The sequence below is a fragment of the Kosakonia sp. R1.Fl genome, from assembly GCF_023516815.1.
Lineage (GTDB): Bacteria > Pseudomonadota > Gammaproteobacteria > Enterobacterales > Enterobacteriaceae > Kosakonia.
On the sequence record NZ_JAMGSQ010000001.1, the window covers coordinates 676731 to 697698 of the forward strand.

Consider the following 20968-nt stretch of genomic DNA (forward strand, 5'->3'; position numbering starts at 1 on the left):
ATAATATTTAGTGACAGGCTTTTAAATGATTTAGCGAAAAGAATTAAGGAGTAACAATCTCTTCTTCGAAAATCATGGCAACCTGTCCGGTAAAATCACCCTGCACAGCAAGAGGCTGAGTATCTTTCTGGCTAATACGCAGCATGGTACGTCCACCCGCTTGTGCCGCAGTCGCATCGACTACAGTCTGCGCGGTATCACTTAATTCAACACCGTTGAATTCCACTTTAAGCGGAATAGTGTCTGAGCCGTTCGACAAAATGGTCTCGCCGTTGGAATCCGTATTTGTCAAAGTCGCACGAATACCACCTGAAATATTTTTATACTGAAATTGCTTCTCAAAATTTTTCAATTTGGAGGTAGTAAGATCGTATTCAATTTCCTGAGCTTGATGGATCCATCCACTTTCTACAGGTTCAATTTGAAAGTCATCACTTGGAATATGAGCATAGACATCAATAGTATAGCTTTGCTGATTTACAGCCATTGCCGCTGTACTACCGAATACGGATAAAGACAGAGCACCAGTGATTAAACAAACTTTCGCGATTTTATGAGATAACATGGCAAGTCCCTTAATTTGATATATAAAAAGCATGCTGCTTATTTACAACTTACTGCGTAATACTAGAAACGTAGTTTCTTTTGGTTTTCCCCTTCGATAAGGGTGAAATAGGTAGTACGCCCTTTACTTTTTTCTACTGCTTTGCTTTTACCCGGCAATAGAAAAAGACGCGTAGCGCTGCCGCACTCTGTACCAACTGAAGTGCAACTACGGATATCTTCGAGAACAATCGTGGCGTTGCCTTTGTTTGTTACCCGAATAACCTCAGGGAGTGACGATTCAACCTGAGTATTAAAAATAGGTTTCGACGGCTGCACAATAACCAGCGTGCCGTAGCCCGCCATTACATTCAGCCCGGCCGTTAATGCCTTCTTACGGTAATCATCAGCTTCTTTACCGCTTAACCCGAAACCATCATCCTTTTGCGGAAGAACTGGGATAAATCGTACACGATAATACTTTTCGACATTTCGGTCACCCGGCCACATAAATCTAGCCGACTGAAAACCAGATGGCGGAATAATCATTCGCAGTGGTGTGACAATGAGTCTTTCTTTTTGCAAAGAATTACCAGAAACTTCTTTAACTGGCGACTCAACAGCTTTCCCACCTTTATGAATATTAACTTCCAACATATCTACCCGGATAAATGCCGTTGATGTCCCGGTATTATAAATACGTTTATTAATAGACTGCGATTCAGGTGACATAATGTCATACATGCTTCCTATTCCAATTTCAGGAAGCGCAAAAGCCGCTGGTATTTTCAACCCTAAAATAAGAGCCAGAGAAAATGGAGCAATTTTTTTTAATAAAGTGGCGCAATACATATTCGGTATCCAGACAACGCTAAAAACGAGGCAAAGATAATCACGCCTCGAAATTAAAGCAACCGAAGAGATGCGGATTAATAAATAATTAAAAACCGAATCTTGATCAATTTTACTCCTCAGACCAGTAAATAAATTTTTGATAATGACATATGTCAATGATTTTAAAGATTAATATGAATTAATGCGCTTTTATCTTGCCTTTGAAATAGGGACAGGCTAACTCAGGCAAGTTAGTACCTGGCGCAGGACGATTTTCTTGTATTAATCGTAGAATTAATAAACTTTAAAGCAATTACCTGTTGAATACATAGAAGGGGCTGAAGGCTGAAGATTGCAGGTTGAAGGTTGAAGGTTGAAGGTTGAAGGTTGAAGGTTGAAGGTTGAAGGTTGAAGGTTGAAGGTTGAAGGTTGAAGGTTGAAGGTTGAAGGTTGAAGGTTGAAGGTTTGGCAATGTCATAAATGACAGGCAAAAAAAAGACATCTTGCGATGTCTTTTTCCCGGAATATTGGTACCGAGGACGGGACTTGAACCCGTAAGCCCAATCGGGCACTACCACCTCAAGGTAGCGTGTCTACCAATTCCACCACCTCGGCACAACTTACTTCTTAATGCGGGATATCGCTGGTCGGCTGCGCCGGAGCTGCAGGCTGAGTTTGTTCACTCTTCGCCGGTGCGCTCAGATTATCCCACTCGCTTCCTTTATTGGTTTTATTGCTGTTAATGTTGCCCAGCACAAGGCTAATAATAAAGAACAGTGTTGCCAGCACAGCAGTCGTACGGGTCATGAAGTTACCAGAACCACTTGAACCGAACAGCGTACCGGACGCGCCAGCGCCAAAGGAGGCTCCCATGTCAGCGCCTTTACCTTGCTGCAGCATAATCAGGCCAACAAGAGCCAACGCTACAATAAGGAAAATAACTAAAAGAGCTTCGTACATAATCAACCTGTTCCTTGCGGGGTTGCCGCAGCCAATGCTTCAAACCAATAAAAGAGGGATGTTTATTGCTTTCCCACTGAAGCGGGTGTGAATACTAACCAAAGCGAATGACCTTCGCAAGGGCAATTTAAGTGCATTTTATCAAGTGCGGAAAAAAACAGCAAAATTGCGATCCCGGGCTATTAAAGAGGCGGCAACAGCCGCCTTTTTAAGCACTTATCGCGCTATTTTACAGCCTTAACCGCGTCAGCGATGCGATTCGCCAGCGATGTCACTTGCGCCTCGTCTTCACCTTCTACCATGACGCGAATTAACGGCTCAGTACCGGATTTACGCAATAGCACACGACCGCGGCCAGCCAGCGTCGCTTCCACTTCTGCAGTCACCGTCTTGACCGTCTCGTCTTCCAGCGGATCGCCAATGCCTGCGGTAAAGCGCACATTCACCAGCACTTGCGGGAACATCTTCATACCGCTGCACAAATCATGCAGGGACATGTGGTTACGCACCATTGCGGCAACCACCTGCAAACCGGCCACGATACCGTCTCCGGTCGTCGTTTTATCCAACAAAATCACATGACCTGAGTTTTCAGCACCGATACGCCAGCCTTTCTCCTGCATTTTTTCCAGCACATAACGGTCGCCAACTTTTGCGCGCGCAAAGGGAATGCCCAGTTGCTTAAGCGCCAGTTCAAGCCCCATATTGCTCATCAGTGTGCCAACTGCGCCACCGCGCAGCTGCCCCTGGCGCAGCCCCTCGCGGGCAATGATGTACATGATTTGATCGCCATCGACCTTGTTACCTTCGTGATCGACCATAATGACGCGGTCACCGTCACCATCAAAGGCAATGCCTAAATCGGCTTTCTCAACCAGAACGCGCTGCTGCAGCGCTGCCACATCCGTCGCGCCACATTTTTCGTTGATGTTCACGCCATCCGGTTCACACCCAATGGCAATAACTTTCGCACCCAGTTCGCGAAAAACACTTGGTGCAATGTGGTAAGTCGCACCATTAGCGCAATCAACCACGATTTTTAACCCGTTAAGGCTCAGTTCATTCGGAAACGTCGCTTTGCAAAACTCAATGTAACGCCCGGCGGCATCAACAATGCGGCTGGCTTTCCCCAGCTCAGCGGAGTCCACACAGGTCAACTCCTTTTCCATCTCGGCTTCAATGGCCTCTTCTACTGCGTCCGGCAGTTTTGTGCCGTCAATAGAGAAGAATTTGATGCCATTGTCATAGAAAGGGTTATGCGAAGCCGAAATCACAATTCCTGCTTCTGCGCGAAATGTTCGCGTGAGATAGGCTACCGCCGGCGTTGGCATTGGTCCGGTAAAGGACGCGGAAAGACCAGCCGCCGCAAGCCCTGCTTCCAGCGCGGATTCCAGCATATAACCCGAAATACGGGTGTCTTTACCAATGATGATCTTACGCGATCCATGGCGCGCCAGTACTTTCCCGGCGGCCCAACCTAGCTTAAGCACAAAATCAGGGGTGATCGGTGCGTCGCCAACGCGGCCGCGAATACCATCGGTGCCAAAATATTTACGATTACTCATAGCGTTTGTTTTCCTTCGCTGACAGCGTGGCTTCCACCACCCGCATCGCTTCTACTGTTTCTTTTACATCGTGAACACGAATAATGTGCGCGCCCTGCATTGCCGCGATCACTGCGCAAGCCAGACTACCGCTTAACCGCTCGGAGGGACCAACATTGAGTAGCTGGCCTACCATCGACTTACGCGACATTCCGACCAGCAGAGGTAAGCCAAAATGATGAAACTCAGCCAGGCGGGCAAGCAAGGCATAATTGTGGGAGAGATTTTTACCGAAACCGAATCCCGGGTCGAGCAACAATTTCTCTTTTGCGATCCCAGCCTGTTCGCATCGTGCTATATGTTCGCTAAAAAAGCGATTCACGTCGGCAAACACATCATCATATTTCGGCGCTTCCTGCATGGTTTTTGGCTGGCCTTGCATATGCATCAGGCAAACCGGTAACCCGGTTTGCACGGCTGCTTCCACTGCGCCAGGTTCTGTTAATGAGCGGATATCGTTAATAATATGTGCGCCTACTCGCGCCGATTCACGAATCACCTCAGGTTTAGAAGTATCGACGGAAATCCATACCTCAAAACGCTGCGCGATGGCTTCAACCACCGGGATTACGCGATCAAGTTCCTCTTCTACGCTAACATCGGCCGCCCCAGGACGCGTCGATTCCCCGCCGATATCCACAATTGTCGCCCCCGCATTGATCATCAGGTTCGCGTGCTTTACCGCCTCAATCAATGTGTTATGTGCACCGCCATCTGAAAAAGAATCCGGCGTTACATTGAGGATGCCCATTACATGGGGATGTGACAAATCCAGTGTTGAGCCCTGAGCATGGAGTTTCATGACTAAAAATCCCTGAGGTTGTGGCGGTTAGAAATTAAAAGAAAACCCCGGAGCAAGCCCCGGGGTTTTCATTAAAAGCAGATCATCAGCGCAAATACTTATTTGTCGCCCAGCTGTTCTGACATGGTGTTGCCCGGGTTTGGCGTACGCGGTTCATCGACCGGACGCGGCGCTCGCGGCGTACCATTATTGTCAGAGTTGTTCGCACCAGGTTCTTCCCAACCTGCAGGCGGACGAACATCACGACGTGACATCAGGTCATCAATCTGCGGCGCATCGATGGTCTCATATTTCATCAGAGCATCTTTCATCGCATGCAGAATATCCATATTTTCATTGAGTAACTGACGTGCGCGATTGTAGTTACGTTCAATAAGCGATTTCACTTCCTGGTCGATGATTCGTGCGGTTTCATCGGACATATGCTTCGCTTTTGCAACGCTACGGCCCAGGAATACTTCGCCTTCCTCTTCCGCGTAAAGCAGCGGACCGAGTTTGTCGGAGAAGCCCCACTGGGTGACCATGTTACGGGCCAGGTTGGTCGCGACTTTAATATCGTTCGACGCACCGGTAGAAACATGTTCAACACCGTAGATGATCTCTTCTGCCAGACGACCGCCATACAGCGTTGAAATCTGGCTTTCCAGTTTCTGACGGCTGGCGCTAATGGCATCACCTTCCGGCAGGAAGAACGTCACACCCAGTGCACGGCCTCGCGGAATAATCGTCACTTTATGCACCGGATCGTGTTCCGGCACCAGACGACCAATAATCGCATGGCCTGCTTCGTGGTATGCCGTGGACTCTTTCTGCGCTTCGGTCATCACCATGGAGCGGCGCTCCGCACCCATCATGATTTTGTCTTTCGCTTTTTCAAACTCGACCATCGACACAACGCGTTTGTTACCACGAGCGGCAAACAGCGCGGCTTCGTTGACCAGGTTCGCCAAATCGGCACCGGAGAAGCCTGGCGTCCCACGTGCGATGATTGCCGCATCGATATCCGGCGACAGCGGCACACGGCGCATATGGACTTTCAGGATCTGCTCACGGCCACGAACGTCCGGCAGACCGACAACAACCTGGCGGTCAAAACGACCAGGGCGCAACAAAGCAGGGTCGAGTACGTCCGGGCGGTTCGTCGCGGCAATAACGATAATACCTTCGTTACCTTCGAAACCATCCATCTCAACCAGCATCTGGTTCAGCGTCTGTTCACGCTCATCGTGACCACCGCCAAGACCCGCACCACGCTGGCGGCCTACGGCGTCGATTTCATCGATGAAGATAATGCACGGCGCGGCTTTCTTAGCTTGCTCGAACATGTCACGCACACGAGATGCACCGACACCAACGAACATTTCTACAAAGTCAGAACCGGAAATGGTGAAGAATGGCACTTTCGCTTCACCGGCGATCGCTTTCGCCAGTAGCGTTTTACCCGTACCCGGAGGACCGACCATCAGGACGCCTTTCGGGATTTTACCGCCCAGTTTCTGGAAACGGCTCGGCTCACGCAGATATTCAACCAGTTCGCCAACTTCTTCTTTTGCCTCGTCACAACCGGCAACGTCAGCGAAAGTTGTTTTGATCTGATCTTCCGTAAGCATACGCGCCTTGCTCTTACCGAACGACATGGCACCTTTGCCACCACCGCCCTGCATCTGACGCATAAAGAAAATCCAGACCCCAATCAGCAGCAGCATCGGGAACCAGGAGATGAAGATAGTCGTCAGAACGCTCTGCTCTTCCGGCGGTTCACCTACAACCTTGACGTTTTTCGTCACCAGGTTGTCGAGCAGTTTCGGATCCTGGACCGGGATGTAAGTCGTGTAACGGTTACTATCTTTCTTGGTAACGTTGATCTCACGTCCGTTGATACGCGCTTCGCGAACCTGGTCCTGGTTGACCTCTTGCAGGAAGGTAGAATAGTCCACCTTACGGCTATTCGACTCGCTGGGCCCAAAGCTCTGGAATACTGACATCAGCACGACGGCAATGACCAGCCAGAGTATTAGGTTTTTCGCCATGTCACTCAAGGGATTAACCTCATATTACAACTGTGTTAAAAACAGCGTCAGGATACAACATAACCCATCTCTTTCAAACCAAAGGCCGAAATCGACGGGGTATCATTTTCGCCCGGTCGCTACAATATACACTTCACGTGAACGCGCACGTGAAGAGTCCGGTTTACGCACTTTAACCTTCGTAAACAGGGAGCGAATTTCGGTGAGATACTCATCGAAACCTTCGCCCTGGAACACCTTCACTAAAAAACTTCCGCCTGGCGCCAACACATCACGGCACATCTCCAGCGCCAGTTCCACCAGATACATGGAACGGGGGATATCAACAGCAGGTGTACCGCTCATATTCGGCGCCATATCTGACATGACAACCTGAACTTTACTGTCACCAACGCGATCCAGTAACGCTTTCAGAACTAATTCATCACGAAAATCGCCCTGAAGGAAGTCCACACCAACGATTGGATCCATCGGTAAAAGATCACAAGCGATGATACGACCATTACCACCAATCTGCGTGACCGCATATTGCGACCATCCACCAGGGGCAGCGCCCAAGTCGACGACCGTCATACCCGGCTTAAAAAGTTTGTCACTTTGCTGTATTTCATCAAGTTTAAACCAGGCACGGGAACGCAACCCTTTTTTCTGCGCCTGTTGAACATATTTATCGCTAAAGTGTTCCTGAAGCCAGCGGCTCGAACTGGCAGAACGCTTTTTACCTGTCATTTAACTTTCCATCCGGGTTCATCGTCGACATCGAGAAATTTCGACGCGCAATTTGGCGATACAGTGGAGATGGCGGTAGAATGACCCGTTTTCAATCCCAACGTAAGCAAAATATACGATGAATCTGAGTACTAAACAAAAACAGCACCTGAAAGGTCTGGCACATCCGCTCAAGCCGGTAGTTATGCTTGGCAATAATGGTTTGACCGAAGGGGTACTGGCCGAGATTGAACAAGCGCTAGAGCACCATGAGCTCATCAAGGTGAAGATCGCCTCTGAAGACAGAGAAACTAAGACCTTGATCGTGGAAGCTATCGTTCGCGAAACCGGCGCCTGCAACGTACAGGTCATCGGTAAAACGCTGGTGCTTTATCGCCCAACCGCGGAGCGTAAAATTTCGCTGCCACGCTAAGGATATCCTGAATTGAACACAAAATCTGTGTAAAACGAGGGGTTTCCGCCAGCAGAGGTGCAAAATGCCACGCTCCCGGAATTCATAAAAGGCCGCAATGCGGCCTTTTTCTTTTCTTTACAATTCGTCAACAATCGACGCGAATGCAATGATCAAAGATATTCCACTTTGATAATTTCGTATTCCACTTCACCGCCCGGCGTGCGAATCACCACCACATCGTCCTGCTCTTTACCTACCAGGCCGCGGGCAATAGGCGAGTTGACTGAAATCAGGTTCTGTTTAAAGTCGGCTTCATCATCGCCAACAATGCGATAAGTCTGCTCTTCGTCATTATCGAGGTTCAATACCGTAACAGTGGAACCAAAAATAACACGACCGCTTTTCGGCATTTTAGAAATGTCGATCACCTGTGCATTAGACAGTTTTGCTTCAATATCTTTAATTCGCCCTTCGCAGAAGCCTTGCTGCTCGCGCGCTGCGTGATATTCCGCATTCTCTTTCAGATCGCCATGTTCGCGGGCTTCCGCAATGGCGGCAATGATTTCAGGGCGACGAACGGATTTCAGAAACTCCAGCTCTTCGCGCAATTTTTCGGCACCACGTAAGGTCATCGGAATAGCTTGCATTGTTATACCTCTTGAACATTCCTGTAGGGAGCGGTAACCCACCCCATCTGATCTACCTCCCCCGTACACCGGCATATACCGTCAGGCAGGAGCAAAAGAAAACTGACCCGGGGACAAAGCCCCAGGTCAGCGCAATTTTTCAATTTGATACGTATTTTACCCGGAAGTTCACTATGGGTCATCGTTTACTTTCCGGGTCGTTGCGCCGTAGTATGACGGCTTGTTTACTGCTTCCTAGCGCGAGATTATGCGATTTTCCAGCTTTATCATCGGATTGACCACAAGTATAGCCCTGAACGTTCAGGCCGCGAATGTAGACGAATACATAAACCAACTGCCGGATGGTGCAAACCTGGCGCTGATGGTGCAAAAAGTCGGAGCTCAGGCGCCAGAAATTGATTACCACGGTAAACAAATGGCGCTGCCAGCCAGTACTCAGAAGGTCATCACCGCACTGGCGGCACTGTTACAGCTTGGGCCGGACTTTCGCTTTACAACCACGCTGGAAAGCAAAGGTTCTGTCGAGAACGGTACACTAAAAGGCGACTTAATTGCACGATTTGGCGGCGATCCGACGCTAAAACGTCAGGATATTCGCAATATGGTCGCGGCGCTAAAAAAGTCAGGCGTGCAGAAAATCGAAGGCAATGTGCTGGTCGATACCTCTATTTTTGCCAGTCATGATAAAGCGCCCGGCTGGCCGTGGAACGACATGACGCAATGCTTTAGCGCACCACCTGCTGCGGCGATTATTGATCGCAACTGCTTCTCGATTTCGCTCTATAGTGCGCAAAAACCGGGCGATTTGGCCTATATCCGCATTGCGAATTATTATCCGGTGAATATGTTCAGTCAGGTGCGCACGCTCGCACGCGGCTCCGCAGAGGCGCAGTATTGCGAACTGGATGTCGTCCCGGGCGATTTAAATCGCTTTACGCTAACGGGATGCCTGCCGCAGCGTGCCGATCCGCTCCCGCTGGCTTTCGCCATTCAGGACGGAGCAAGCTACGCCGGTGCAATTTTGAAAGCAGAATTGAACGACGCAGGCATCACCTATAGCGGCACCTTGCTGCGCCAGACGCAAGAGAACCAGGCCGGTACAGTCATTGCAAGCAAGCAGTCGGTACCGCTTCACGATCTGCTAAAGCAGATGCTGAAAAAATCAGACAATATGATCGCTGATACGGTGTTTCGTATGATTGGTCACGCGCGCTTTGGCGCACCGGGTACCTGGCGAGCAGGTTCGGATGCAGTGCGACAGATCCTGCGCCAGCAGGCCGGCGTCGATCTCGGAAATACAATCATCGCTGATGGTTCCGGTCTGTCACGACATAACCTGCTGGCACCCGCCACGATGATGCAAGTTCTGCAATATATTGCGCAGCATGACACCGAGCTCAATTTCATCTCAATGCTGCCGCTGGCAGGCTATGATGGTTCTCTGCAGTATCGCGCAGGCCTGCATGAAGCAGGTGTAGACGGCAAGGTTTCGGCCAAAACAGGCTCCTTGCAAGGCGTGTATAACCTGGCCGGCTTTATTACTACCGCGAGCGGTCAGCGGATGGCTTTCGTGCAGTATCTTTCCGGTTATGCTGTCGAACCGGCGGATCAGCGTAATCGCCGCATTCCACTGGTGCGTTTTGAAAGCCGTCTGTACAAAGATATCTACCAAAATAACTAACAAAAATGCCGGGTTAGCACACGCTACCCGGCATTTTTCCTGGTGAAATATCCCCGTTCAGCCGGGGAAATTGCAGCGATTAACGCTTGTAGATGAACTCGACGCCTTCTTCGTCGTCTTCGTCCCAGTCGTCATCCCACTCTTCGTCTTCTTCAACCACTTCAGCTTCTTCAAGCTGCTGGCGATGATAATCATCCCACATAAACTCGACTTTCTCAGGCTGCTGCTCTTCCCGCGCCTGGGTGATCGGGTTTTCGATGATAAAGGTCATCACGTCCCAGCACAGGTCTTTCACGCCCTGCTGGCTGGCCGCTGAAATAAGGTAGAATTTATCTTCCCAACCCAGCGCCTCAGCGATGGTTTTTGCTTTAGCTTCTGCTTCCGCTTTATCCATCAGATCGATTTTGTTGAACACCAACCAACGCGGTTTGGCCGCCAGCTTCTCGCTGTATTTTTCCAGTTCACCGATGATGACACGGGCATTTTCCGCCGGATCGGAACCATCGATCGGATCGATATCGATCAGATGCAGCAGAACGCGGCAACGCTCCAGATGCTTCAGGAAACGGATCCCGAGGCCTGCGCCATCAGCAGCCCCTTCGATCAACCCCGGAATATCGGCGACCACAAAGCTCTTTTCGTTATCCATACGGACAACGCCAAGGCTCGGTACCAGCGTGGTAAACGGATAATCCGCCACTTTGGGTTTTGCGGCAGATACTGCGCGAATAAAGGTCGATTTACCCGCGTTTGGCATACCAAGCATACCCACATCGGCCAGCAACATCAGTTCCAGTTGCAGATCGCGCTTATCGCCCGGCGTGCCCATGGTTTTCTGACGAGGTGTGCGGTTAACCGAGGATTTAAACCGCGTGTTGCCCAGACCATGCCAGCCACCTTTCGCGACCATCAGGCGTTGACCATGTTTAGTCATATCGCCCATCGTTTCGCCGGTGCCCTGATCGATAACACGCGTACCGACCGGTACTTTCACCGTAATATCTTTTCCGCGTTTCCCTGTACAGTCGCGGCTCTGGCCATTCTGCCCGCGTTCGGCGCGGAAAGATTTTTCAAAACGGTAATCAATCAGGGTATTAAGGTTTTCGTCCGCTTCCAGCCAGACATCACCGCCGTCACCACCGTCGCCGCCATCAGGGCCGCCTTTCGGGATATATTTTTCGCGGCGGAAGCTCACACAACCGTTACCGCCATCACCTGCCACGACAAGGATCGTAGCTTCATCGACAAACTTCATTTTACTCTCCGTAACTCATTCGCCTGAGCGGGGCACAGTGGCGACCACTTCGCGATTACGCCAGCGTCCCAAAAGACGATGGCCAATAGCGGAAAACATCGCGCCCGCAACCACGACAAACGCACCGAGATAACCGATAAGGTTTAACATCGGTCTGGCGAAAACATCGGGCCAGGCCATTGATAATAAATCTGAAAAAAACAGCGTAAAGAGCGGTGTCAGCGTGATTAATGCGCTCACCTGCGCCGCCTGCCAGCGAGCCATCGCTTCCGCCAGCGCGCCGTAACCCACTAGTGTATTAAGGCCACAAAACACCAGACAAGCCAGTTGCCACTCATTCAACTGAAGCAGCACGGCGGGTTTTGCCAGCGGCAATAACGCAATTGTACACAAAGTGTACAGCAAAAAGAGGATCTGCTGGGAGGCCAGGCGCCGTAATAACACTTTTTGCGCGACGCCGTAACTCACCCAAACCGTGGCTGCTCCGACACCAAAAATCACACCCCAGGTGTAATCTGTCAGGCGGGTAAAAATCTCCACCAGGCTGGTATTAAAAAACATCACCAGACCACAAATAAGCATCAACGCACCGATAACCTGAGTACCACGCATTTTCTCTTTGAGAATAACAACGCTGGCAATCATCATGCCTACCGGCGAAAGTTGACCGATCACTTGCGAAGCCGTCGGGCTAACGTATTGCAGGGAAGAGCTGAAGAGAATGAAATTCCCGAACAGCCCACCTGTGGCAATTGCTAACAAAACCAACCAGCGCGGCTTGCGAAAAAGATGCAGCGGGGGCAGTTTTTTTTTCCAGCCGAGAATCAAACCAAGGCCGATTCCCGCCATTAAAAAGCGATAAAACACCACCGTTGGCGGTTCCATCACTTCCAGCACCTGCTTCATGGCGATGGGTAACGCGCCCCAGCACATCGCGGTTGTGAGCGCCAGCGCAATACCGATGCCTGCCTGCTGTTTCATGCCCGTATTCCCTGCCAGAATTTACCGGACTTCTAATGTAAAAAGCCCCGCAACGTGTTGCGGGGCTTTCTTCCGTTACCGGGACGCGAAAAACTTATTCAGCAACGATGCTGATGAATTTACGGTTTTTCGGGCCTTTAACTTCGAACTTAACTTTACCGTCAGTCAAAGCGAACAGAGTGTGGTCACGACCGCAACCTACGTTAGAACCAGCGTGGAATTTGGTACCACGTTGACGAACGATGATGCTACCTGCCAGAACTGCTTCACCGCCGAAACGTTTTACGCCCAGACGTTTAGCTTCTGAATCGCGACCGTTACGAGTTGAGCCGCCAGCCTTTTTATGTGCCATTTAAATCTACTCCTCAGGTCTTAGGCGCTGATGCCAGTAATTTTCACATCAGTAAACCACTGACGGTGGCCCTGCTGCTTACGGTAGTGTTTACGACGACGAAACTTAACGATTTTAACTTTCTCGCCACGACCGTGAGCAACAACTTCAGCTTTGATTACGCCGCCATCAACGAAAGGAACGCCGATTTTGACTTCTTCACCGTTTGCGATCATCAGAACTTCAGCGAATTCAACAGATTCGCCAGTTGCGATGTCCAGCTTTTCCAGGCGAACGGTCTGACCTTCGCTTACTCGGTGTTGTTTACCACCACTTTGGAAAACCGCGTACATATAAAACTCCGCTTCCGCGCACATATTCTGATCAATTCAGAGTGCGCTAAAAATATTCATAATAGGGCGCGAATATTACGCAACTTGCTAGCCTTTGACAAGAGTGATCGTCACTCCATGCAGAAAAAAAACACAACACGTAAGGTAACGTTTATCTGGCGCATTTTTTCAGTACAATCAACAATACTATTCTAACCCGTAACCCTTTGTTATCCCATTTTGCTATGTGGTAAACAGGACTGAAAGCCCGGCTTTTGCGATGAATTTAGAAAAAATCAATGAGTTAACCGCGCACGATATGGCGGGTGTAAACGCGACGATTCTGCAACAACTCAACTCGGATGTTCAGTTAATCAACCAGTTGGGTTATTACATCGTAAGCGGCGGCGGCAAGCGCATCCGTCCGATGATTGCCGTGTTGGCGGCGCGAGCCGTTGGCTATGAGGGCAATTTGCACGTCACTATTGCCGCATTAATCGAATTTATTCACACCGCGACACTTCTCCATGACGATGTTGTGGACGAGTCCGACATGCGTCGCGGCAAAGCCACCGCTAATGCGGCCTTTGGCAACGCAGCGAGCGTACTGGTTGGTGATTTTATCTACACCCGCGCTTTCCAGATGATGACCAGCCTCGGCTCGCTGAAAGTGCTGGAAGTGATGTCAGAAGCCGTAAACGTGATTGCTGAAGGCGAAGTCCTGCAGTTGATGAACGTCAACGACCCAAATATCACTGAAGAAAACTACATGCGCGTCATTTATAGCAAGACCGCACGTCTGTTTGAAGCGGCGGCTCAGTGTTCCGGCTTGCTGGCTGGTTGCACCGAAGCGCAGGAAAAAGGGTTGCAGGATTACGGTCGCTATCTGGGAACCGCTTTTCAGCTTATCGACGATTTGCTTGATTACAGCGCGGACGGTGAAACGCTCGGCAAAAACACCGGCGATGACCTGAATGAAGGCAAACCGACGTTACCGTTGTTACATGCCATGCATAACGGCACACCAGAACAAGCACAGATGATCCGCGAAGCTATCGAGCAAGGAAACGGCCGACACCTTCTGGAACCTGTTCTGGAAGCAATGGCTGCCTGCGGTTCACTGGAATGGACGCGTCGCCGTGCGGAAGAAGAAGCGGATAAGGCCATTGCCGCTCTACAAGTTCTACCGGATTCACCGTGGCGCGACGCGCTGGTCGGCCTTGCCCACATCGCCGTTCAGCGCGATCGTTAATCTTTCCAGCTTCCCGCGCATTGTCGCGGGAAAGTTCCAATAAGTTTTGTTAAACCACGTTAAAACCAAAAATAACCAGTAATATCAAGCCTTGTCATAATCCTAAAACGCAAAATATTACATGAGCTTTTCAGAACAAATGCTCCCACATGCGTATAGTAAATAGCGTTGTTGGCGTAAATAATTGACACCTATTTTCTATCAGGGAGATGTTATGGAAACAAAATTAATGGACTGGCACCAGGCTGATATCATTGCCGGACTGCGTAAAAAAGGAACATCACTGGCTGCGGAATCCCGTAAAAACGGGTTAAGTTCTTCAACCCTCGCTAACGCTCTGACCCGCTCATGGCCAAAAGGGGAATTGATTATTGCTCGTGCGCTGGATACCGATCCCTGGGTTATCTGGCCATCACGTTACCATGATCCTGTTACCCATGAATTTATCGATAAGACGAAGCTGATCAGGAAAAAAAAGGAGGAAAAATAAGCAGTCATGCAAGTAGCACCTCCCCTTGCTTGTCAGAACAGGCGATAGAAAAAAAGGGAGCCGAGGCTCCCTTCTTACTGTTCCGCAGACAGGCTTATTCGCCTTTTACACGCTCAATGTTCGCGCCAAGCGCACTGAGTTTATCTTCAATACGCTCGTAGCCTCGATCGATATGATAGATACGATCAACAATGGTGGTCCCTTCCGCAATACAACCCGCCAGCACAAGGCTTGCAGAAGCGCGTAAATCGGTTGCCATGACCTGCGCACCGGAGAGCTTTTCTACGCCGTGGCAAATCGCTGTATTACTTTCGATTTCCGCATGAGCACCCATACGGATCAGCTCAGGGATATGCATGAAACGGTTTTCGAAGATAGTCTCAGTGATAACGCCCGTACCTTCAGCCACCAGGTTCAGCAGCGTAAATTGCGCCTGCATATCGGTCGGAAACCCCGGATGCGGAGCCGTGCGCACATTCACTGCTTTCGGACGCTTACCATGCATATCAAGGCTAATCCAGTCTTCGCCAACCTCAATATCCGCACCAGCATCGCGCAGCTTAGCCAGCACCGCATCCAGCGTATCCGGCTGAGCGTTACGGCAAACAATTTTACCGCCAGAGATCGCTGCCGCGACCAGGAAAGTCCCGGTTTCGATACGATCAGGCAGGACGCGATAAACCCCGCCGCCCAGACGTTTCACCCCTTCGATGGTGATGCGATCGGTTCCCATACCGGTGATTTTTGCACCGAGGGTATTGAGGAAGTTCGCCGTATCAACAATTTCCGGCTCACGAGCGGCGTTCTCGATAATGGTCGTGCCTTCCGCCAGCGTCGCAGCAGACATAATGGTTACAGTCGCGCCAACGCTTACTTTATCCATCACGATATGCGCGCCTTTCAGACGCCCGTTAACGGAAGCTTTGACGTAGCCCTCTTCCAGCTTGATCTCCGCGCCCAGTTGTTCCAGACCGCTAATGTGCAGATCCACCGGACGCGCACCAATCGCGCAACCGCCAGGAAGAGAGACCTGCCCCTGACCGAAACGCGCAACCAACGGCCCCAGCGCCCAAATAGATGCGCGCATGGTTTTCACTAGCTCGTAAGGTGCGCAGAAAACATTGACGTCACCCGCATCGATCCACACGGATCCATTGCGTTCCACCTTGGTGCCCAACTGGCTGAGCAGCTTCATGGTGGTATCGATATCTTTCAGTTTCGGAACGTTACGGATTTCAACCGGTTCTTCCGCCAGCAACGCGGCAAAAAGAATCGGCAGCGCGGCGTTTTTCGCGCCTGAAATTGTCACTTCGCCCTGGAGACGCGTCGGCCCCTGTACACGAAACTTATCCATTCATCTGATCTCTGTTAAGAATTCACACGCGCAGTGGGTTTATCCCCTGCGCTCAAAAGCCGTTAAGTTTGCGATCCCGCGCCCACTCCGCCGGAGTGTAGGCTTTGATCGACAGGGCATGGATACGGTTGTCTGCGATGTATTCCATCAGCGGGCCATAAATGGTCTGTTGTTTCTTGACCCGGCTCATGCCGTCAAAAATCTCACCCACAGCGACAACCTGAAAGTGACTGCCATCGCCAGTGACGTGGGCTTCCTGGAGAGAGAGTGCGTTCATCAGCACCGTCTGAATTTCATGATTTTCCATGGGTGTAAATATCATCTAATAGTGAAAACAGTCACACATCTTAGAGGAAAGTGGCGTCGGCTTAAACAAGCAAAAAGCCCCATCAATATAAAGGATGGGGCTTTAAGTAGTAACGCATTGAAAAAATTAGTGAGGCAATACATCCTGCGGCAAATTATAGAGCGCAGCGAGGGTGGAGACATTTTCACTCACCCCAGCAAGCACAACATTATTTCCCTGCTTTTTGCCCTGTGCCACCAGATGTACCAGCAGCGCGACGCCTGCGGTATCAACGCGTGATACGCCGTGTAAGTCGATGCAGGTCACCCCGTTCATCGCCTCCACGCGCGCATCCCACAGCGGGTTTAAGAGATCCTGATCCAGTTCACCCAACAGTTTCAGGCACTCTCCATCGCGCGACCAGCGTAGACTGGCTGTCATTGCTTTTTCTCGTCCAGGGTAATTTTCTGGCGGGAAATAGATTGCAGCTCAGCGGTTAAACCGTCGATACCTTTGGTACGCAGCAGATCGCTCCATTCGTTCTGTTTAGTCGTGATCATGCTCACCCCTTCGGCAATCATGTCGTAAGCCTGCCAGTTGCCGCTCTGCGTGTTTTTACGCCACTGGAAATCCAGGCGCACCGGCGGACGGCCATTTGGATCGATGATAGTCACGCGGATCGGCACAATCGTCGCATCGCCCAGCGGCTGCTCCGGGGCAATCTGATAGGTTTGACCGTGGTACATCGCCAGCGCCTGGCCGTAAGCCTGTTTCAGGTATTCGCGAAAGGCAGCGAAATAGGCTTCACGCTGCGCCGGGGTCGCTTCTTTATAATAACGGCCCAGCACCAACGCACCGGCGTATTTCACCTGCACGTAAGGCAGCAGTTCCTGATCAACAACGTCGCGCAGGTAGTCCGGGTTCGCACGGATTTTCGGCTGCTCATTTTTGAGGCGATCAAAGGTTTTCTGTGCCGCGTCTTTCATTGCGGCGTAAGGGTTAGCTTGATCGGCCGCCATCGCGGCACCCAGCGGCGCAATCACCAGCAGGGCAACCATTAATAGACGTTTAAACATGCGTCAATTCTCCTCATTAATTCGTCTGGCCAACAGACGGTGCGGCTTGAGTATTCCCCGCATCGTGGGGTGCCGCATCGCCTGAATTCTTATTGTCACCGCCTTTACTGTTGTAAAGGAATTGTCCGATAAGGTCCTCAAGCACGATGGCGGACTTGGTGTCCTGAATGGTGCTTCCTTCTTTAAGCATAGAAGTTCCCATTTCAGGATCGTCAAAACCAACGTTCAGCGCCAGATACTGCTCACCTAACAACCCGGAAGTGCGGATCGCCAGTGAGCTGGTATCCGGGATCTGGTTGTAACGTTCTTCAATATCCAGCGCGACACGCGGCAGATAGGTTTTGGGATCAAGAGAGATATCAGCAACGCGCCCGACGACCACACCGCCAATTCTTACCGGCGAATGTGTTTTCAGACCGCCAATGTTGTCAAAGGTGGCATAGATACGGTAAGTCGGCTCGGTGCGCATGGAGGCGACATCCGCCGCTTTCAGGCAGATAAAGAGCGCCGCCAGCAGCGCCAGCACAAGGAAAACGCCTACCCAAATTTCACTTTTTTTCGTTTGCATGAACTCAATTCCCAAACATCAGTGCGGTGAGCACAAAATCAAGGCCAAGCACGGCCAGCGAGGAGTGCACAACGGTACGTGTTGTCGCCCGGCTAATCCCGGCGGAAGTCGGGATTGCATCGTAACCGTTGAACAGAGCAATCCAGGTCACCGTGATGGCAAACACCACGCTTTTAATCAGACAGTTAACCAGATCCATCCGCCATTCGACGGCGTTTTGCATCGCGGTCCAGAAAAAGCCCGTATCGATACCTTTCCAGTTAACGCCAACCAGCGAACCGCCCCAAATACCGACAGCGACAAAGATAATGGTCAACAGCGGTAGCGAGATGACTCCCGCCCAAAATCGCGGCGAAATGACGCGCCGCAGCGGGTCAACCGCCATCATTTCGAGACTGGAAAGTTGCTCGGTCGCGCGCATCAAGCCAATCTCAGCCGTCAATGCAGAGCCCGCACGGCCAGCGAATAACAGCGCGGCGACAACCGGCCCCAACTCACGCAACAGCGACAGCGCCACCAACATGCCAAGACTGGTTTCGGCGCTGTAGGTGGTCAATACCAGGTATCCCTGCAGACCGAGCACCATGCCAATAAACACGCCGGAAACAATAATAATGAGCATCGACAGTACGCCGACATTATAGAGCTGGCGAACCAGCAGCGGCGCGTGTTTGCGGAATTCGGGTTTACCCACCACCGCATTAAAAAGCATCAAACCGGCGCGCCCGAACGTCGCGATCGTTTTGATCCCGCGGTGCCCAAGCGATGCCAGTGCATTTAGCAGCATGAGCGTCTTAACTCCCTGTTTCTAATAAATCGGTCTGATAATCACCCGCAGGGTAGCGGAACGGAACCGGGCCATCGGCAATACCGTCCAGGAACTGACGCACGCGCGGATCGCTGTTCTCTTGCAGCCCTTGCGCACTTCCGTGGGCGACAATTTTCCTGTCAGCAACAATATAGGCGTAATCAGCAATACTCAGTACTTCAGGAACATCGTGGGAAACAACAATACAGGTGACGCCCAGCGCGCTATTCAGCTCGGAGATCAACTTCACCAGCACGCCCATCGTGATAGGGTCCTGACCGACAAAGGGTTCATCGAACATGATCAGGTCCGGCTCCAGTGCAATCGCGCGCGCCAGCGCGGCGCGGCGCGCCATACCGCCTGAGAGTTCTGATGGCATTAAGTCCGCCGCACCACGCAGCCCTACTGCTTCCAGCTTCATCATCACCGTGCTTCGCAGCAACGGCTCGGGCAGCAGAGTGTGCTCACGCAAAGGATAGGCAACATTGTCAAAAACGTTCATATCGGTAAACAACGCGCCAGACTGAAACAGCATGCTCATTCTTTTGCGCACGGTGAACAGACGCGAACGGGTCATCTCTGGCACGTTTTCGCCATCGAATAGAATCTCACCGCTATCAGGCGGGATTTGTCCACCGATCAGACGCAGGAGCGTCGTTTTGCCGATCCCTGAAGGTCCCATAATGGCGGTGATCTTACCGCGAGGTACCGTCAGTGAAATATTGTCAAAGATTGGGCGGCTGCCGCGGGAGAAGCTGACGCCACGAACATCGACCAAATTCGCCACAGTCTGGCTCATTTCCTCTTCCTTATAAGCCTCGTCGGCCACAAGCATGACGCTTGATAACATCACGAACCCAACATTTTTACAGAATATTACCTGCTGGGGTTAGCGAAAGCTGGCATTTGTTTTACTTTTGAGCCGCATAAAGTCAAAATTAGGAATCATTACGCTACGCGGAACTCCCGGTTTTACCCGGCATGGCAGCCTGCGAGCCGGCGGATTATACCTGAAGAAAGGACGTTAGATGCTTTTAGCGACGGCGCTATTGATAATTGGTTTACTCTTAGTGGTCTACAGTGCCGATCGTCTGGTGTTCGCTGCTTCGATCCTTTGCCGCACATTCGGCGTACCGCCTTTAATCATCGGCATGACCGTTGTAAGCATCGGTACCTCGCTGCCCGAGATAATCACTTCCGTCGCCGCATCGCTGCATGGACAGTTGGATCTGGCTATCGGCACGGCGATCGGCTCTAACATCACGAATATCTTGCTGATCCTCGGCGTCGCCGCGCTTTTACACCCTTTTACCGTACATTCCGATATTCTGCGCCGCGAATTACCGTTAACCTTGGTAGCCAGTCTGCTGGCGGGCGTGGTGTTGTACAATGGGCACCTCAGCCGCTTTGACGGCATTATTTTACTGTTATTAGCCGTGCTATGGCTGGTGTTCATTGTTAAAATTGCCCGCCTGGCCGAGCGCCAGGGCAACGACAGTCTCACCCGAGAGCAGGTGGCGGAGTTACCGCGAGACGGCAGCCTTTCAGTCGCGTTCCTCTGGCTGGGTGTCGCGTTAATTATTATGCCAATGGCAACACGCATGGTGGTGGATAACGCGACAGTGGTAGCGAACTACTTTGCTATCAGCGAGCTGACCATTGGCCTGACGGTTATTGCTATCGGTACTGGCCTGCCTGAACTGGCAACAGCGATTGCCGGTGCGCGCAAAGGCGAAGACGATATCGCCATTGGCAATATTATTGGTTCAAACATTTTTAACATTGCTATCGTGCTGGGTTTGCCCGCGCTGATTGCGCCGGGCGACTTTAACCCGATAGCCTTTACGCGTGATTATGGCGTGATGTTGCTGGTCAGTGCCCTTTTTGCCCTGATTTGCTGGCGACGTAAGCAAATCAGCAGAGGCGTCGGCGCACTGTTGTTGGGCGGGTTTATCGTGTGGCTGGCGCTGCTCTACTGGCTGTCGCCGCTTTTGACTGGATAATCGGATAC

24 protein-coding genes and 1 tRNA gene are annotated in these 20968 nt (G+C 51.1%); 5 read left to right on the forward strand and 20 right to left on the reverse strand.

What is annotated here, in order from left to right:
* Window positions 1–43 precede the first annotated feature (43 nt).
* The 8 genes from M8Q36_RS03105 to rlmE all read right to left on the reverse strand — a co-directional run bounded on the left by M8Q36_RS03105 (window position 44) and on the right by rlmE (window position 7502).
* Window positions 44–565: a CS1 type fimbrial major subunit gene (locus tag M8Q36_RS03105; protein ID WP_249880003.1), complete on the reverse strand. Its 522-nt coding sequence runs from the start codon at window positions 563–565 to the stop codon at window positions 44–46.
* 62 nt (window positions 566–627) lie between these two features.
* Window positions 628–1395 (reverse strand): hypothetical protein, encoded by a 768-nt coding sequence (locus M8Q36_RS03110; protein ID WP_249880004.1) that lies wholly within the window; start codon window positions 1393–1395, stop codon window positions 628–630.
* Window positions 1396–1905: 510 nt separating this feature from the next.
* A tRNA-Leu gene (locus M8Q36_RS03115) sits at window positions 1906–1992 on the reverse strand.
* A gap of 12 nt (window positions 1993–2004) precedes the next feature.
* Entirely contained in the window at window positions 2005–2337 is a 333-nt protein-coding gene (gene secG, locus M8Q36_RS03120) for a preprotein translocase subunit SecG (RefSeq protein ID WP_017457347.1), read from the reverse strand.
* Window positions 2338–2561: 224 nt separating this feature from the next.
* Window positions 2562–3902 carry a phosphoglucosamine mutase gene (gene glmM / locus M8Q36_RS03125; RefSeq protein WP_017457346.1) on the reverse strand — a complete coding sequence of 447 codons (1341 nt, stop codon included), beginning with the start codon at window positions 3900–3902 and terminating at the stop codon, window positions 2562–2564.
* The gene (gene folP, locus M8Q36_RS03130; protein WP_249880005.1) at window positions 3895–4743 is read right to left on the reverse strand and encodes a dihydropteroate synthase; all 849 of its coding nucleotides are present in this window, start codon (window positions 4741–4743) and stop codon (window positions 3895–3897) included. Before folP ends, glmM begins: the two co-directional genes overlap by 8 nt.
* 98 nt (window positions 4744–4841) lie before the next feature.
* Window positions 4842–6773 carry an ATP-dependent zinc metalloprotease FtsH gene (ftsH, locus tag M8Q36_RS03135; protein WP_249880006.1) on the reverse strand — a complete coding sequence of 644 codons (1932 nt, stop codon included), beginning with the start codon at window positions 6771–6773 and terminating at the stop codon, window positions 4842–4844.
* A gap of 102 nt (window positions 6774–6875) precedes the next feature.
* Entirely contained in the window at window positions 6876–7502 is a 627-nt protein-coding gene (rlmE, locus tag M8Q36_RS03140; RefSeq protein ID WP_020455430.1) for a 23S rRNA (uridine(2552)-2'-O)-methyltransferase RlmE, read from the reverse strand.
* Between the two features lie 118 nt (window positions 7503–7620).
* Between rlmE and yhbY the strand changes: the two genes are divergently transcribed.
* Window positions 7621–7914: a ribosome assembly RNA-binding protein YhbY gene (yhbY, locus tag M8Q36_RS03145; protein WP_007369919.1), complete on the forward strand. Its 294-nt coding sequence runs from the start codon at window positions 7621–7623 to the stop codon at window positions 7912–7914.
* Window positions 7915–8066: 152 nt separating this feature from the next.
* Here the strand turns inward: yhbY and greA are convergent, their stop codons facing one another.
* Window positions 8067–8543 carry a transcription elongation factor GreA gene (greA, locus tag M8Q36_RS03150; RefSeq protein WP_017457342.1) on the reverse strand — a complete coding sequence of 159 codons (477 nt, stop codon included), beginning with the start codon at window positions 8541–8543 and terminating at the stop codon, window positions 8067–8069.
* Window positions 8544–8790: 247 nt separating this feature from the next.
* On the opposite strand from greA, the gene dacB reads away from it, so the two are divergent.
* Complete coding sequence (dacB, locus tag M8Q36_RS03155; protein ID WP_249880007.1) at window positions 8791–10224, forward strand: serine-type D-Ala-D-Ala carboxypeptidase; 1434 nt, start codon at window positions 8791–8793, stop codon at window positions 10222–10224.
* Window positions 10225–10303: 79 nt separating this feature from the next.
* Here the strand turns inward: dacB and cgtA are convergent, their stop codons facing one another.
* The 4 genes from cgtA to rplU all read right to left on the reverse strand — a co-directional run bounded on the left by cgtA (window position 10304) and on the right by rplU (window position 13144).
* The gene (cgtA, locus tag M8Q36_RS03160) at window positions 10304–11479 is read right to left on the reverse strand and encodes an Obg family GTPase CgtA (protein WP_249880008.1); all 1176 of its coding nucleotides are present in this window, start codon (window positions 11477–11479) and stop codon (window positions 10304–10306) included.
* 15 nt (window positions 11480–11494) lie between these two features.
* Complete coding sequence (locus M8Q36_RS03165) at window positions 11495–12460, reverse strand: DMT family transporter (protein ID WP_249880009.1); 966 nt, start codon at window positions 12458–12460, stop codon at window positions 11495–11497.
* A gap of 94 nt (window positions 12461–12554) precedes the next feature.
* Entirely contained in the window at window positions 12555–12812 is a 258-nt protein-coding gene (gene rpmA / locus M8Q36_RS03170; RefSeq protein ID WP_017457338.1) for a 50S ribosomal protein L27, read from the reverse strand.
* A gap of 20 nt (window positions 12813–12832) precedes the next feature.
* On the reverse strand, window positions 12833–13144 hold the full coding sequence (gene rplU, locus M8Q36_RS03175) for a 50S ribosomal protein L21 (protein ID WP_003025032.1): 312 nt from the start codon (window positions 13142–13144) through the stop codon (window positions 12833–12835).
* Between the two features lie 259 nt (window positions 13145–13403).
* Here rplU and ispB point away from each other — a divergent pair, with 259 nt between their 5' ends.
* Entirely contained in the window at window positions 13404–14375 is a 972-nt protein-coding gene (gene ispB, locus M8Q36_RS03180) for an octaprenyl diphosphate synthase (protein ID WP_020455433.1), read from the forward strand.
* Window positions 14376–14589: 214 nt separating this feature from the next.
* Window positions 14590–14865: a DNA-binding transcriptional regulator SfsB gene (gene sfsB, locus M8Q36_RS03185; RefSeq protein ID WP_020455434.1), complete on the forward strand. Its 276-nt coding sequence runs from the start codon at window positions 14590–14592 to the stop codon at window positions 14863–14865.
* A 94-nt stretch (window positions 14866–14959) separates the two neighbouring features.
* Here sfsB and murA read toward each other — a convergent pair whose 3' ends face one another.
* From murA to mlaF, 7 genes are all read right to left on the reverse strand, one after another.
* Window positions 14960–16219 (reverse strand): UDP-N-acetylglucosamine 1-carboxyvinyltransferase, encoded by a 1260-nt coding sequence (gene murA / locus M8Q36_RS03190; RefSeq protein WP_020455435.1) that lies wholly within the window; start codon window positions 16217–16219, stop codon window positions 14960–14962.
* Window positions 16220–16271: 52 nt separating this feature from the next.
* On the reverse strand, window positions 16272–16526 hold the full coding sequence (ibaG, locus tag M8Q36_RS03195) for a BolA family iron metabolism protein IbaG (RefSeq protein ID WP_017457333.1): 255 nt from the start codon (window positions 16524–16526) through the stop codon (window positions 16272–16274).
* Window positions 16527–16652: 126 nt separating this feature from the next.
* Entirely contained in the window at window positions 16653–16946 is a 294-nt protein-coding gene (gene mlaB, locus M8Q36_RS03200; RefSeq protein WP_249880010.1) for a lipid asymmetry maintenance protein MlaB, read from the reverse strand.
* Window positions 16943–17581 carry a phospholipid-binding protein MlaC gene (gene mlaC / locus M8Q36_RS03205; protein ID WP_020455437.1) on the reverse strand — a complete coding sequence of 213 codons (639 nt, stop codon included), beginning with the start codon at window positions 17579–17581 and terminating at the stop codon, window positions 16943–16945. Before mlaC ends, mlaB begins: the two co-directional genes overlap by 4 nt.
* 16 nt (window positions 17582–17597) lie before the next feature.
* Window positions 17598–18149 carry an outer membrane lipid asymmetry maintenance protein MlaD gene (gene mlaD / locus M8Q36_RS03210; protein WP_249880011.1) on the reverse strand — a complete coding sequence of 184 codons (552 nt, stop codon included), beginning with the start codon at window positions 18147–18149 and terminating at the stop codon, window positions 17598–17600.
* A 4-nt stretch (window positions 18150–18153) separates the two neighbouring features.
* Window positions 18154–18936: a lipid asymmetry maintenance ABC transporter permease subunit MlaE gene (gene mlaE / locus M8Q36_RS03215; protein ID WP_017457329.1), complete on the reverse strand. Its 783-nt coding sequence runs from the start codon at window positions 18934–18936 to the stop codon at window positions 18154–18156.
* Window positions 18937–18943: 7 nt separating this feature from the next.
* A complete protein-coding gene (gene mlaF / locus M8Q36_RS03220; protein WP_017457328.1) occupies window positions 18944–19756 on the reverse strand; it encodes a phospholipid ABC transporter ATP-binding protein MlaF in 813 nt (270 codons plus the stop codon).
* A gap of 229 nt (window positions 19757–19985) precedes the next feature.
* On the opposite strand from mlaF, the gene M8Q36_RS03225 reads away from it, so the two are divergent.
* Complete coding sequence (locus M8Q36_RS03225; RefSeq protein WP_249880012.1) at window positions 19986–20960, forward strand: calcium/sodium antiporter; 975 nt, start codon at window positions 19986–19988, stop codon at window positions 20958–20960.
* Window positions 20961–20968: the final 8 nt, after the last annotated feature.

What these genes read in the sequence shown, in the direction of transcription:
- M8Q36_RS03105 (WP_249880003.1), bottom strand. Translation starts at nt 565, where the DNA reads ATGTTATCTCATAAAATCGCGAAAGTTTGTTTAATCACTGGTGCTCTG.
- M8Q36_RS03110 (WP_249880004.1), bottom strand. Translation starts at nt 1,395, where the DNA reads ATGTATTGCGCCACTTTATTAAAAAAAATTGCTCCATTTTCTCTGGCT.
- secG (WP_017457347.1), bottom strand. Translation starts at nt 2,337, where the DNA reads ATGTACGAAGCTCTTTTAGTTATTTTCCTTATTGTAGCGTTGGCTCTT.
- glmM (WP_017457346.1), bottom strand. Translation starts at nt 3,902, where the DNA reads ATGAGTAATCGTAAATATTTTGGCACCGATGGTATTCGCGGCCGCGTT.
- folP (WP_249880005.1), bottom strand. Translation starts at nt 4,743, where the DNA reads ATGAAACTCCATGCTCAGGGCTCAACACTGGATTTGTCACATCCCCAT.
- ftsH (WP_249880006.1), bottom strand. Translation starts at nt 6,773, where the DNA reads ATGGCGAAAAACCTAATACTCTGGCTGGTCATTGCCGTCGTGCTGATG.
- rlmE (WP_020455430.1), bottom strand. Translation starts at nt 7,502, where the DNA reads ATGACAGGTAAAAAGCGTTCTGCCAGTTCGAGCCGCTGGCTTCAGGAA.
- yhbY (WP_007369919.1), top strand. Translation starts at nt 7,621, where the DNA reads ATGAATCTGAGTACTAAACAAAAACAGCACCTGAAAGGTCTGGCACAT.
- greA (WP_017457342.1), bottom strand. Translation starts at nt 8,543, where the DNA reads ATGCAAGCTATTCCGATGACCTTACGTGGTGCCGAAAAATTGCGCGAA.
- dacB (WP_249880007.1), top strand. Translation starts at nt 8,791, where the DNA reads ATGCGATTTTCCAGCTTTATCATCGGATTGACCACAAGTATAGCCCTG.
- cgtA (WP_249880008.1), bottom strand. Translation starts at nt 11,479, where the DNA reads ATGAAGTTTGTCGATGAAGCTACGATCCTTGTCGTGGCAGGTGATGGC.
- M8Q36_RS03165 (WP_249880009.1), bottom strand. Translation starts at nt 12,460, where the DNA reads ATGAAACAGCAGGCAGGCATCGGTATTGCGCTGGCGCTCACAACCGCG.
- rpmA (WP_017457338.1), bottom strand. Translation starts at nt 12,812, where the DNA reads ATGGCACATAAAAAGGCTGGCGGCTCAACTCGTAACGGTCGCGATTCA.
- rplU (WP_003025032.1), bottom strand. Translation starts at nt 13,144, where the DNA reads ATGTACGCGGTTTTCCAAAGTGGTGGTAAACAACACCGAGTAAGCGAA.
- ispB (WP_020455433.1), top strand. Translation starts at nt 13,404, where the DNA reads ATGAATTTAGAAAAAATCAATGAGTTAACCGCGCACGATATGGCGGGT.
- sfsB (WP_020455434.1), top strand. Translation starts at nt 14,590, where the DNA reads ATGGAAACAAAATTAATGGACTGGCACCAGGCTGATATCATTGCCGGA.
- murA (WP_020455435.1), bottom strand. Translation starts at nt 16,219, where the DNA reads ATGGATAAGTTTCGTGTACAGGGGCCGACGCGTCTCCAGGGCGAAGTG.
- ibaG (WP_017457333.1), bottom strand. Translation starts at nt 16,526, where the DNA reads ATGGAAAATCATGAAATTCAGACGGTGCTGATGAACGCACTCTCTCTC.
- mlaB (WP_249880010.1), bottom strand. Translation starts at nt 16,946, where the DNA reads ATGACAGCCAGTCTACGCTGGTCGCGCGATGGAGAGTGCCTGAAACTG.
- mlaC (WP_020455437.1), bottom strand. Translation starts at nt 17,581, where the DNA reads ATGTTTAAACGTCTATTAATGGTTGCCCTGCTGGTGATTGCGCCGCTG.
- mlaD (WP_249880011.1), bottom strand. Translation starts at nt 18,149, where the DNA reads ATGCAAACGAAAAAAAGTGAAATTTGGGTAGGCGTTTTCCTTGTGCTG.
- mlaE (WP_017457329.1), bottom strand. Translation starts at nt 18,936, where the DNA reads ATGCTGCTAAATGCACTGGCATCGCTTGGGCACCGCGGGATCAAAACG.
- mlaF (WP_017457328.1), bottom strand. Translation starts at nt 19,756, where the DNA reads ATGAGCCAGACTGTGGCGAATTTGGTCGATGTTCGTGGCGTCAGCTTC.
- M8Q36_RS03225 (WP_249880012.1), top strand. Translation starts at nt 19,986, where the DNA reads ATGCTTTTAGCGACGGCGCTATTGATAATTGGTTTACTCTTAGTGGTC.